The organism is Chryseobacterium ginsengisoli (assembly GCF_039542325.1).
GTDB classification, from domain to species: domain Bacteria; phylum Bacteroidota; class Bacteroidia; order Flavobacteriales; family Weeksellaceae; genus Chryseobacterium; species Chryseobacterium ginsengisoli.
The window spans coordinates 765,558-778,887 of record NZ_BAABHX010000003.1 but is presented as its reverse complement, the minus strand read 5'-3'; the positions used below and the strand labels follow the sequence as shown (position 1 = coordinate 778,887).

At 34.3% G+C, this 13,330-nt stretch carries 12 protein-coding genes; 2 read left to right on the top strand and 10 right to left on the bottom strand.

Features of this window, described 5'->3' with window-relative positions:
• Positions 1-84: 84 nt before the first annotated feature.
• From ABD940_RS12855 to ABD940_RS12810, 10 genes are all read right to left on the bottom strand, one after another.
• Positions 85-1,947, bottom strand: a complete 1,863-nt coding sequence (locus ABD940_RS12855; RefSeq protein WP_345204485.1) for a M1 family metallopeptidase — start codon at positions 1,945-1,947, stop codon at positions 85-87.
• Between the two features lie 143 nt (positions 1,948-2,090).
• The gene (locus ABD940_RS12850) at positions 2,091-2,918 is read right to left on the bottom strand and encodes an endonuclease/exonuclease/phosphatase family protein (protein ID WP_345204482.1); all 828 of its coding nucleotides are present in this window, start codon (positions 2,916-2,918) and stop codon (positions 2,091-2,093) included.
• Between the two features lie 146 nt (positions 2,919-3,064).
• A complete protein-coding gene (locus ABD940_RS12845) occupies positions 3,065-5,263 on the bottom strand; it encodes a M1 family metallopeptidase (RefSeq protein WP_345204480.1) in 2,199 nt (732 codons plus the stop codon).
• Positions 5,264-5,340: 77 nt separating this feature from the next.
• Entirely contained in the window at positions 5,341-5,535 is a 195-nt protein-coding gene (locus ABD940_RS12840; protein WP_345204478.1) for a hypothetical protein, read from the bottom strand.
• Between the two features lie 4 nt (positions 5,536-5,539).
• Positions 5,540-6,796 carry a S8 family serine peptidase gene (locus ABD940_RS12835; protein WP_345204473.1) on the bottom strand — a complete coding sequence of 419 codons (1,257 nt, stop codon included), beginning with the start codon at positions 6,794-6,796 and terminating at the stop codon, positions 5,540-5,542.
• Between the two features lie 13 nt (positions 6,797-6,809).
• Positions 6,810-7,388, bottom strand: a complete 579-nt coding sequence (locus tag ABD940_RS12830; RefSeq protein ID WP_345204471.1) for a hypothetical protein — start codon at positions 7,386-7,388, stop codon at positions 6,810-6,812.
• Entirely contained in the window at positions 7,388-8,119 is a 732-nt protein-coding gene (locus tag ABD940_RS12825) for a hypothetical protein (protein ID WP_345204468.1), read from the bottom strand. Before ABD940_RS12825 ends, ABD940_RS12830 begins: the two co-directional genes overlap by 1 nt.
• 15 nt (positions 8,120-8,134) lie before the next feature.
• The gene (locus ABD940_RS12820) at positions 8,135-9,004 is read right to left on the bottom strand and encodes a DUF2589 domain-containing protein (protein ID WP_345204466.1); all 870 of its coding nucleotides are present in this window, start codon (positions 9,002-9,004) and stop codon (positions 8,135-8,137) included.
• A gap of 308 nt (positions 9,005-9,312) precedes the next feature.
• On the bottom strand, positions 9,313-10,194 hold the full coding sequence (locus tag ABD940_RS12815; RefSeq protein WP_306617639.1) for an SDR family oxidoreductase: 882 nt from the start codon (positions 10,192-10,194) through the stop codon (positions 9,313-9,315).
• A 405-nt stretch (positions 10,195-10,599) separates the two neighbouring features.
• Positions 10,600-11,010 (bottom strand): DUF1573 domain-containing protein, encoded by a 411-nt coding sequence (locus tag ABD940_RS12810; RefSeq protein ID WP_345204461.1) that lies wholly within the window; start codon positions 11,008-11,010, stop codon positions 10,600-10,602.
• A 157-nt stretch (positions 11,011-11,167) separates the two neighbouring features.
• On the opposite strand from ABD940_RS12810, the gene ABD940_RS12805 reads away from it, so the two are divergent.
• Complete coding sequence (locus ABD940_RS12805) at positions 11,168-12,412, top strand: ATP-binding protein (RefSeq protein WP_345204458.1); 1,245 nt, start codon at positions 11,168-11,170, stop codon at positions 12,410-12,412.
• Between the two features lie 17 nt (positions 12,413-12,429).
• Positions 12,430-13,110, top strand: a complete 681-nt coding sequence (locus ABD940_RS12800; protein ID WP_345204456.1) for a response regulator transcription factor — start codon at positions 12,430-12,432, stop codon at positions 13,108-13,110.
• The last annotated feature ends 220 nt before the right edge of the window (positions 13,111-13,330 follow it).

The window sequence follows — 13,330 nt, the reverse complement described above, 5'->3', positions numbered from 1 at the left end:
CACATTCACTCATATTTTAACTTAAATGAAAAATCCTTTCCCATTAATTTGAGAAAGGATTTTATTTTTTGATAGAAATAAATCTTATAAATTTCTCGAATTATCTTTCGGTGTATAGTCCATAAAAATACCACCATCCAGATTCACCGATTTTACTTTTTTCTTGATAGGAACCGTCAACATCGTCTGTTTCTGATCCTTTTCCCAAACTGAAGGAGAAAAATGCAGTTTTTCAACTGTTCCGTCTTCATAACTGATTTCGGTATCAAAAGGAATCGCAAAACCACCCACATTATCAACATTTACCGTCAAAAGATCATTCATTTGAGAAGCATTGGTAACTTTAAGATCGATATAATTGTTAGTGTAAAACCAATTGTTGAAAAACCAATTGAGATTTTTACCGGAACCCGTATTCATCGAATTGAAATAATCCCACGGAATAGGATGTTTTCCGTTCCAGTTATTCATATAATGCAGTAATGCTTTTTTAAACAAATCATCACCTAAATAATCTTTCAAAGCCAGATAAGACAAAGAAGCTTTTACGTAAGAATTGTTGCCGTATCCTGCTCCGCTCACCTGCGTACTCATCGTGATAATCGGTTGATCCTGTTCTGCGGAAGGATCATTTATCCATCTTTTTACTCTGAAATTCTGATAAAATTCTTTGGCTTTTGCTTCTCCGTTTTCATCAATTCCGATTAAATATTCCAAAGTTGTTGCCCAACCTTCATCCATGAAAGCATATCGCGTTTCGTTGATTCCCATGTAGAAAGGGAAATAGGTATGTGCGATTTCGTGATCTGCCGTTAATCTCGCATCCTGAAAATCATCAGGAATACTTGTATCATTGATCATCATTGGATATTCCATATCTGCATATCCCTGAATTGCCGTCATTGCATTGTAAGGATATTCCACTCCGGGCCATTTTTTAGAGAACCAGTCAAGGTTATACTGCATCCATTCAACATAATGTTCAAAATCTTTTGCATCCGCTTTATAACCCGCCTGAACACTTGCTCTTTTTGTTTTTAACTGAACACTTGCCGCATCCCAAACATAATGATTGCTTAATGCAAAACAGAAATCCGTGATGTGGCTTGCTTTAAATTTCCAAACGTTCCATTTATTTTGTTTCGTTACTTTTCCCGACTTCATTTCGTGTTCCGTTGCAATGTGAATTACCTTGTCACTTTTTAATGAAGATTTATATCTTTTCAAATATTCAGGTTGAAGAACAGCATCAGGATTCAGGAAATCTCCCGTCGACCAAACGACAAAATTTTTCGGAGCCGTAATCGCGAAATTATAATCATTAAAATCATTGTAAAACTCCTGTCTGTCTGAGTGAGGAAGCATATCCCAACCGTTGTAATCATCATAAACAGAAACTCTTGGGAAAGAATACGCCACATAAAAAGTTTCAGGATCAATCTGTCCTTCCCTTCCACTTTGTACAGATAAAGGATATTCCCATTCTATCTTTATTTCCGCTTTAGTTTTTGATTTTAAAGCTGAATTTAATTTTACCTTTTCAACGGTTCCCCAATTTTCGCTGTCAATAGTATATTTTTCACCATTTACGATAAATGATTTAATATGTAAACCCGACGACAAAAAATCTTTGGAAACCACTCCTGATCTTGGAGACTGAGGTTTATGTAAATTATTAACGAATCTTATCGCCAATTCATTCAGATCATTTGGACTGTTATTATTGTACGTAATCGTTTCTTTTCCTGAAACCGTCTTTGAACCTGCATCAACCTTTACCTCAACATTATAAATTCCTTTGTTCTGCCAATAATTTTTACCCGGAGCGCCCGACAAATCACGCGTTCCGTTTTCGTATGCTTTCTTAATATTTCTCGGCATATACAGTTCCTGCGCGGAAAATTGCCATGAAGCCAAAAGCAATAAACCCAAAACCAATCTTTTCATTAAAATCTTTTTATAATGAGTATTTAATTTAACATAAAAGTAACAAAAAACGGCAATAAAATTATTACCGCTCGTATAATTTTTCATACCACAAAATGGACGTTTTATTTGCCATTCCGTAGCAATCTTTGATTAAACTAATTTTAAAATGTTAAATCCACCAACACCGGAAAATGATCCGACGGATACAACAGATTTTCTCTTCTGTCGTTGATGTGTCTGTGAGATTTTATCTTAAAACCTTTCACGAAAATATAATCAATTCTGTCTTTCGGAACTTCATTTACGTTGAAACCTGTAAAAGTTCCTTTCGGTCCGTAATGTTTTGTTTCTGAATGATAATAAGTATCCTGTAAGTTTTGTGACATAATTTTGATCGGTTCAGAATCCTCTGTTAAATTAAAATCGCCGCTCACCGTTACAGGCAGATTTTTAGGATTAATTTCTTTGATTTTCTTTAAAATTAATTCAGAAGATTTTACTCTTGCAATATTTCCGATATGATCAAAATGAAGATTTAACGCCATAAATTCTTTCTTTGATTTTTTATCCTTGAAAACAGCATAGGTACAGATTCTGTTCAAAGCCGCGTCCCAACCTTTCGATGGTTTTTCAGGAGTTTCGGAAAGCCAGAATGTTCCCGAATTCAAAACCTGAAGTCTGTTTGTATCATAAAAAATTGCAGAAAATTCACCTTTTTCTTTTCCGTCATCTCTTCCAACGCCTACATAATCGTAATTCTTCAATCCGTTTTTAATATCCTTCATTTGTTCAGGAAGCGCTTCCTGAACACCAAAATAATCTGGATGATAATAGGTTAATAAATCTGCAACATCCTGTTTTCTGTTGGTCCACGAATTTTCTTTGTCGGAATCTAAATTTAGTCTGATATTAAAACTCATCACTTTAAGATCCTGTGAAAAACCCAATGCAAAAAGCATCAGAAAGACGATTGAAAATCTGAAATTCATTATTTGTAATTTTAAAATTAAACAAAAATAAAACTTCTTCATCACAGAAAAGCTATGAATATGAAAGTTTCCTATTAAATTAAATTCATAAAAAAACTCCGGAGAATTTTCCGGAGCTTGATTTGTATTAAAAATTTATTGTAGAATTATTCTTTATTAAATTTAAATTCTCTTGTACCTTGTTTGAAAGTAATCGTTTTTTTATCCAGACTGAAAGTCATTGAAATCTGTGCCTGTTCAAACGTAAAGGTATTGTTTCCTGCATATTCCAGAGCAAATTCCGGCTGACCCGTTCCTTGACCATACAATTGATTATTTTTTTCAGTAAACACAATTTTTATAGGAAGATCTTTACTTCCGTATGTTCCGGTAAAATCTTTAATATTGATCTTTTCTGCAGGTGTTGCCTGAGACGAAGTCCAAAGATTATTTTTAGAATCTACATCTGGAATCTGAGAATTCGGATCCAGTTTTACCTGATCGATTTCTTTATTTGAATCTACTTTAAATGTCCATTCTTTATTTCTTTTCCAAACTTCAATAGGCAATTTTACAATTTGTTCCGTTCCATCTTTAAATTTCACCTGAACAGTTGTAGGCATTGGCAATTGTCCGATATTTTCAACTGTGATCTGTGCTCCGTTTTTGAAATCTCCGTTTACATATTTCACGTTTTTCACAGACTGATCGATTTTCCATTTGTTGATAAACCAGCCTCTCCAGAACCAGTTCAGTTCTTCACCCGAAACATTTTCCATCGTGTGGAAAAAATCCCACGGTGTCGGATGTTTGAAAGCCCATCTTTGAATATACGTTCTGAAAGCTTTATCAAATTTCTCAGGACCTAAAATCGATTCTCTTAATATCTGAAGTCCCATTCCAGGCTTAAAATAGGCCAAAACGCCGATGCTGTTTTCCTTCATATTATCCGGACCAACCATGATTGGTTCAAAACCATCGTTCATGATATAACCTCCCATCTGAGCGATATTTTTCTTATCGTAATATTCACCTTTATTGAAAGCTTCCGTCGAAAGTTCGTTGATAAATGTGTTAAAACCTTCATCCATCCAAGCGAATAATCTTTCATTAGAACCAACAATCATCGGAAACCAATTGTGTCCGAATTCGTGATCGGTAACGCCCCAAAGTTCGCCACCTTTAGAATCCATATGACAGAAAACAATTCCCGGATATTCCATCCCGCCTTCGTTTCCGGCAACGTTGGTTGCTGCAGGATAAGTATATTCATACCATTTTGCAGAATAATGCTCGATCGCAGCTTTTGTATATTCTGTAGATCTTCCCCATGCTTTTTCACCCGCACTTTCTGCAGGATACGCTGAAATCGCCATTGATTTTTTACCACTCGGAAGATTAATTTTCGCTGCATCCAAAATAAATGCAGGAGAAGAAGCCCAAGCAAAATCTCTCGCCTGATTGATCTTAAATTTCCATGTTTTTGTTCCTGTCTGTATATTTTTTCCAACTTCAGATTCTGAGTGAATTGTTACCGTTTTATCACTATTTTTTGCCTGTTCCCATCTGCTATTTTCTTCTTTAGAGTAAACCTCTTTTGCATTCAAAAGTTCTCCCGAAGCTACAACATAATGATTGGCTGGAACCGTAATATTTGCTGTGATGTCTCCATATTCCAGATAAAATTCCGATGCTCCTAAATATGGAAGCGTGTTCCATCCCAACACGTCATCATAAACACACATTCTCGGATACCATTGAGCAATCGTAAAGATTTTGCCGTTTTTAGTATCCTGAATTCCCATTCTGTCGGATCCGTATTTCGGAAAAAGGAAGGAATATTCAATTTTAATTTTTGCCACACCTCCCTGAGCTTTTAATTCTGTAGGAAGATCGATCTGCATTCTGGTATCGGTAATCGTATATTTTACATCTTTACCGTCAAGTTTTACAGATTTTATTTTATAACCACCTTCAAATGTTTCACCATGAGCTCCATTTCGGCTTCCTGACATTGGAACTACCGCATTTCCTCTTGAATCTTTTTCAAATAAATTCTGATCCAACTGCAACCACAAAAATCCTAATTTATCTGTACTGTTATTCGTGTAAGTGATTTCGGCTGTTCCCGTGATTTCATTTTTAGCTTCATTCAGACTCACATCCAGATTATAGCTCGCTGAATTTTGCCAATATGCATATCCCGGCTGTCCGCTTGCAGACCTTGTGGAAGTTCCTGTTTGCGTATAGAAAAATGGCTTAAAAGCCTCTACATAATCATATTTTGGTGTTTCCTGAGCCAATGCAGATTGCGAAAAAAGCACGACTGCAACGGTTGAAATTAGATTTGGAAGTTTAAAATTCATATTAATTCTTTTAATTAACAAAGTAAACAAAAATAAGACTTCTCCAAATAGAAAAATCTTACTCGCGAATTATATTGTTAAATTATTTTATCTTCTTCCACAGAGAGGAAATACTCCGGAAAATCTTTTTCAGAAACCGGCAACTCACTTTCCAGTTTTACTACTTCGATGGTTTTGTAGTGAGTCGCCAGTTTTATATTTTTCTTTTGAAGTGCTTTTTCAAGTTTCTTAATATCAATTTCTTTTTTTAAAACTGCTAAATATGTTTTCATCTTTTTATGCTTGTATTAATCCGCTTCCGATATCTCTGTATTTCAATCCTTCGATAGGTTTTGCTTTGGTTTCTATTAATTCCCAGATTTCTTTGGCAGATTTTTCAGGAAACTGTTCCATATACAACGCAACAAGTCCGGAAACGTGAGGCGTCGCCATACTTGTTCCGCTCATTGCGTAATAATTACTGCTTTTATTTTTCGAATTCTTAGGATAAGAACTGATAATATCAACTCCGGGAGCGCAAATATTCACATTTCCTCCTGTTGTCGGATTCAATCCTGCGTTGGAAAACTTAGCGACTTTCATTTGTCCGTCGATTGCTCCGACAGCCATAATTGAAACTGCATTTGCCGGAGACGAAACTGGTTTTGGTACAGAAGGTCGACTGCTGTCGTTTCCTGCTGCTGCGATGATTAAACAATTATTTTCCAAAGCTCTTGCTCCCACGGTTTCAAAAAGTAATGAAGGTGCATCATTCAGTTTTACGGCAGAAGCCAATGAAAGGGATAAAATCCTGAATTTCTTTGTAATCGCCCAATCAATCGCATCGATCACACTGCTCGTTGTACCTTTTCCGGCATCGGAAAGAACTTTAGCGATTTTTAAATTGGCTTCTTTTGCAATTCCGTAACGTTTTCCATTGTCAAGCCTAATATTTCCTGTTGCAATTCCCGAACAATGCGTTCCGTGACCATTCGGATCGCGGTTCCAGTCTTCTCCAGCGATAAAAGATTTACCTTCGATTTCTCTTCCCGAAAAATCAGGATGCGATAATTCAAGACCTGTATCCAAAATACAGATATCGACACCTTTTCCTGTATACAGGGAATTTCCAAGACCTAAAGCTTTTAAACCCCACTCCATTTCCACCAAAGATTTTTGTGGCAGAGGTTTATTTATAATATATTTTTCCAGCTCAGTGATTTTGTCGGCAATTTCTGCAGACTGTTTTTTCAATTCGTTAATAATTGATAATTCATCAGCCGAAAAAAATTCTCTTTCTTTTTCAAAATAAACGATTGGATTCGAATCGTTTTTTACAGCACTTTTCAGTTGTGCTTCATCCATATTTTCTACAACAAGAATTCCCAAATTTTTATATAAAACTCCGTTGTCATTATCAATCACATCGTATGAACGATTTTCTGACGATAAAAATTCTGATGAGGTAATAGTTACTTCAAGCTCATTCTCGACTTTTTTGAGGGAATTTTTCTGTTGATCTTCAAGAACAACAATATATCTTTCTTTTTCCATGGCGATTTGTTTTTTAAAGTAATTTCAAAAGCACTTTTTCCAAGACAAGGAAAATATCTTCCGAAATCATAGTCAATCTTAGTTTTTTATTAATCCCAGAAATCTGCGTGTTTTGATTCACAAGTGAATTCCAGAAGACTTCAATTTTTGGAACAGAATTTAGATCTTTTACAATCTTGTCATCCAGAATTCCATTTTGATATAAAGAAACCACTAATCCGGAAAGCAACTCTTCGGCTTCATCCAGTTTCTTTTGTTCTTTATTGTACATTTCCATCAAAAATCCGTGAATACTTTCCATCCCATTGAATGAAAATCCCCAAAGAAGTTCGCGTTTCCCGTTTCCGATTTTTTCCATCTGAACAGGATTAAAACCTCTTTTCACCGTTGAAATCATGTTCATAACCTTCAACACTTCGGATTCGTGAGTTGTATTTCCTTTATTTTTTAAATAGTCTAAAAATTGATGAAGAAATGCTTCAAACTGCCCATCAAAATCGAAAGACTTCGACAGATAAAGCTCCTGAACTTTATTAAAATGTTCCAGCAATTCCTGAATTTTCTGTATCGTATGATGAACGAGTTCCTGCATTATTCAAAAGTTATTTGTTCGATAGTTTTCCCGTCTTTATCCTGATAGGAAACGATTCTGATGCCTTCTTCTTCCATTTCTACATGAAGATTGATGAATAATTTATCTTTGTCTTCGGCAGAATTGGTGTTCGGATCGATGTAAATATTGTTTAATTTTGAATTGATTAAACTGTATCTGTTCAAAATATTCGTGTAAATTTCTGTTAAAACCTGAGACTCTTCTTCTGTGGAAGTTCCTTCAATTGGCTTATCCACAGATTTTGTAGGAATTGGTGGATTAGCAGCAATTGCTCTTGTCGGCGGAGTTTTAATATCCGGAGTTTGCGTTGTTGTTTCAATTTTCGAAAGTCCGCCTGTCTCCAGTCTGCTGTTTCCTCTTACGTTATTCAATAAATATTTAAAATCTTCAGTCTGAATATTTCTTATTGAAATTGGTTTAATATTCAATTGTCTTTCCTTATTTACAACAAGGATTCTCTCATTCACATCCTGAATCAGCTTTGTTTCATTCAGAGGGAAATTTTTATCCGCATCAGAATCGATATCGGTGATTTTGATGGGAATATCCATTTTCACACTCGGAAGTGAATATCTCGGAACTTTAAAAAACTTTAAATACTCGTGTTGAGCATACTCTTTTGCAATTTCGATCGCATTTTCGTCTGCTTTTTTACGAGCCTGAATTATCTCGTTGTTGAGATAATTCAGGTAATCTGATAATTTAATCATTTCTCGTAAAAGTTTTTATTGAGCAAGCAATCCAAGAACTTTTTCCAATCCTGCAGGCATTTCGTCATTCGTAGCCTTCACTTTTACTCCAAGAGAATATTCTTTTTCCACTTTAATTCCTGTACTCGAAGTTCTCTTGTAAGAAACGTCTACGTTGAATTTCACTGGTCCGAAGCCTCCTGAAACTCCAGCTTTGATACCGAATTCGTCGCTTACGTCTTTTGTATACGTTGAATTTAATTTTACGTTAAAATCAACTTCACAAGTTTCGATTCTGAAGCTTGGAACGTTCAATAATGCGATGAAAGGAACTGAAATTTCAACTTCCTGCTCCATTGTTGGTTCTTCATCCGGAGTATCAGTTTCGTTTTTGTAATTCGGGTTTGGTACGTTTTTCTTGTACTTGAATTCCGCCATACGAAGTTTATCTTCTTCTCCGTCTTTTTCGAAACCAACTTCTTTGATGAAGTTTACCGTACTGATTGAAGCGTTTGACTGAGCTGTAACACAAGCGTTAAGCGGACCTCCAATGATTTTTGCGAAATCGATACTTCCCAATTCTGCTGCAAAATCTGCACTTTCCGCTCCTGATGTTTTGAAAACCTGATCATCTGCTGCCATTCTTCCTGCGATCATTTTCAATACCTCTGAAGAAACTGCTGCGAAAGATTTTTCCCATTTCTCATCATAATTTTTCTTGAAATCATCGATGATGCTTAATAATTCCTTGTTTGAAAGACCAGCCAATTCAGAAGTTTCGATTCCTGAAACTTTTTCGTAAACAGCAGGTGTTAATGATTTTTCAAGACCTGTTAAAAAGTCAATTAATTCATTTTTTGTTTTCTTGGTGTAGTTTGCTTCTAACACCGACTTTAATGTTTCCATGTTTTTTGGTTTGTTTTGGTTATTAAAATTTTGTACTGCAAATTTATGTCGCATCGCAGTGAAGTATATCAGTAAATCACCTAAACTTAAACCGTAAAATCACCAAAATAAAAAAAGTAGATTCCCCGATAGAGAACCTACTTTTTACTTTGTTTAAAGCGTTTTGTAAATTTTAAACTAAACCCTTATTATATTTTTCAATCGAATTGTCATTCTGACGAAGGAAGAATCTATACTTTCTTCATAGAGATTCTTCAATCCACTTCGTTTAGTTCTGAATGACAGCGAAAATATTACTTTATTACTTATTAATTTGATTTCTTTGCTTTAATCATCGCTTCCAAAGCATCCCACATTTCCTGTGGAATATCTTCGAGCATATTGAATTCTCCTGCGCCTTGTAACCATTCTCCGCCGTCAATTGTTACGACTTCACCATTTACAAAAGATGAAAAATCTGAAACTAAATAAGCGGCAAGATTTGCCAATTCCTGATGTTCTCCTACTCTTTTAAGTGGATTTTTTTTAGCTAAATCAAATTGATCTTTCATATCACCCGGAAGCAATCTGTCCCAAGCTCCTTTTGTCGGAAAAGGTCCCGGTGCGATTGCATTGAATCTGATATTATATTTTCCCCATTCAACAGCAAGAGATCTTGTCATTGCTAAAACTCCTGCTTTTGCACAAGCCGAAGGAACAACGTAAGCTGAACCCGTCCAAGCATAAGTTGTTACAATATTTAAAACTGTTCCTGAAGTTTTTGAATCGATCCAGTGTTTTCCGATGGAAAGTGTACAGTTTTTCGTTCCTTTTAAAACAATATCTAAAATAGAATCGAATGCAGAATGTGTTAATCTTTCTGTTGGTGAAATGAAATTTCCGGCTGCGTTATTTAATAGAATATCAATTTTCCCGAATTCTTTTAAAGCTGCTTCTTTCATTGCTTCCACCTCATCCCAGTTTCTTACGTCACATGCAACACAAAGAACTTTTCCTCCTGTTTCTTCTTCCAATTCTTTTGCAGTTCCCTGTAATTTTTCCAAATTTCTGGAAGTGATCACCACTTTTGCGCCCAGTTGAAGGAAATATTTGGTCATCGCTTTTCCAAGACCGCTTCCGCCACCTGTAACGATGGCTACTTTATCTTTCAGTGCATCTTCACGCAACATGGGTTGTGTATATAGATTCATATATTTTAATTTTTCCTAAAAATAACAAATATTGAGACGTGATACTTTAAAATGATTCGATAAATAATGCTGTAAATAGTTGTTTTATTTTTACCACAAAGATTCAATAGAATTTACTGTGAAAAAGAATTCAAAAGTGCACAAAAATTAGACTGGAGAGATTTGTGTTTAGATCTCTGATAGAATAACAAATTTTGTAAATATTTTCCTGATATTTAAATTTATGACTGCAATCCTAGCCCAGATAGAAACGGCATCCTTTTTTGTTGCGGCTGGAGCAAAGCGGAAGCCGTAACAAAAAAGATACAGTGGATAGCTGGAAATAGCTTCTAATAAAAAACAAAAACAGCCCGATAAAAAATTATCAGGCTGTTTTTATATTGAACAAGATTAAATTAATCCAAATTAAGAAGCAACAACTGTTCCTTTAAATGTAAGTGTTTTTGGAGTTTTGCTGTCACTTGTAGTCACGTTTACAGTTTTTACAAACGCTCCTGCTGCTGCTGCATTGTAGCTAGCTTCTACAAATCCTTTTTTCCCCGGAAGGATCGGAGTTTTTGTGTAATCTGCCGTTGTACAACCACAAGATGGCGCTACATTTTCGATTACGATTGGTTTTTTCGATGTATTTGTAAATTCGAATCTGATTACTTTCGGTTTTCCTTGAGGAATGTTTCCAACATCGATAGATTCCGATTTCCATGCAACATCTGCAAGAATTCTTACAACAGGCGAGTTGTCAGTTGGAAGTACATTTGCATAAAATGGAGAGAATGCCAAAACAGCTAAAAGTGCAGTAATTTTTAAATTTTTCATGATATAAATTTTATTAATGGTTAAACCAATTATTATTTTTGATATCACAAATGTAGGCTGAAAATAAATACGGCGTGTTAATCGCTTTCAAACATTTGTTAACAAGTTGTTAATGATCAAAGATAAATAGATATTTTTGGATAATATTGCTTCATTAATGGAAATAAAAAAACTCAATATTATTATTACACTCGGGTTTGTGGCTATCATCGGAATTCTGATAGCTCAGCTTTTGTGGACTCGACAAGCCTATAATCTTGAGGATAAAAAATTTGATCAAAAGGTAAATATTGCCTTAATGGAAGTCGTTGAAAAATTGTCCGGAGGCGAAACTTCTTTCACAGAAAGTCCCGTACAAAATGTTTCCAATGATTATTATGTCGTCAATATCAATAATGAATTTCATCCCGAAGTATTGGAATATTATTTAAAAACAGAATTTACACGTTTGCAAATAAATACCGATTATGTTTACGCATTATACAATTGCCAAAGTGATAAGATGATGTATGGAAAATATGTTTCCAAGCATCAGGAAAGTCCGAATAAAGCTATAAAATTTCCAAAACATAAAAATCTGGTTTATTATTTTTCTATACGTTTTCCGGATAAAACCACGTATTTAATCAGTTCATTACGTTTTTGGTATATACTTACATTTGCGTTGATTATTATCCTTTTAGTTTACGTTTATTCTATTTATACGATTATTCAGCAGAAAAAATTCTCAGAACTGCAAAGGGATTTTATTAATAATATGACACATGAGTTCAAAACTCCCCTTTCGTCGATACTTTTGGCTTCTGAAGCATTAAAAAAGCAGGATATTATAAAGGAAAATCCAAAGTTGCAGACTTATACTTCCATCATAACCGATCAAAGTTATAAGCTTAATAATCATATCGAAAAAATATTAAATATTGCAAAAAATGACGCTTCCGGATTATCTTTAAAACCTCAAAGAATCATTTTATTACCATTTATTCAGGAAATTGCCGACTCCATTCAACATAAAAATGAAAATCTTTCTATCGAAATAAATATTGACAATAATCTTTCAATTATTGCCGATGAATTTCACTTTACCAATATCATTTACAACATCTTAGATAATTCCATTAAATATTGTGAGACCAATCCAATCATTATAATTTCCTCAGATAAAGACGTAAAAGGCTTATATTTAAAGTTTAAAGACAACGGAATAGGAATTCCTTCTAAAAACATTCCTCATATTTTTGATAAATTTTATCGGGTAAATTCAAATAAAAGCGATGAGGTAAACGGTTTTGGACTGGGATTATTTTATGTAAAAAAAATCGTTCAACAACACAATTGGAAGATTTCTGTTGAAAACAACAGCGACAAAGGAATTACTACTACACTGTTTTTGCCATTTTAAAATATCTATATTTAATCATGGAAAAATCTAAAATATTATATGCCGAAGACGACAAAACGATAGCCTTCCTAGTTCAGGATAGCTTGGAAAGTTATTATGATATTTCCTGCTATTCCGATGGAAAATCTGCGTTAGAAGCATTTAATAAAGAAAGTTTTGACATTTGTCTTTTAGATATCATGATGCCCGAAATCAATGGTTTTGAACTGGCGCAATTTATTCGTGATAAAAATTCCGAAATTCCTATTATTTTCATTTCTGCAAAAGCGTTGAAGGAAGATAGAATTAAAGGATTGAAGATCGGCGCCGACGATTATTTAGTAAAACCATTCAGTATTGAAGAACTTATTCTGAAAATTGAAGTTTTCTTAAAACGTTCAAAGAAAACAGAATCTTTCCCTCAAAAATATAAGATTGGAAAATATAATTTTGATCCTAAAAACTACACTTTACAAGATACAGAAAGCACGATTTCGCTTACCCAAAGGGAATCTGAGTTGCTTCTATATTTCATTCTTCACAAAAACACAGTTCTCAAAAGACAGGATATTTTGAAGGCAGTTTGGGGTGATGATGATTATTTTATGGGACGAAGTCTAGATGTTTTTATTTCAAGATTACGAAAAGTGCTTGCCGATGAAAAAGATGTAATTATCGAAAATTTACATGGAATTGGGTTTCGATTTTCTGAAAAGTGATAAATGTGTTTGTTGGACAAACGCAAAGACGCAAATTATAATTTAAAATTATGTTTTAAGGCGCAAGGATTTTATCTGCGATAAAATTTAATACTACATAATTTGTTGAAAATCTTTTGTCACATTGAGCCTGTCGAAATGTTCTTGCCTTTTAAAAACATATTAATGATTAGAAACTTTGCGGCTTTGCGTTTTTCCAAAAATGAATTTTTAAATACAT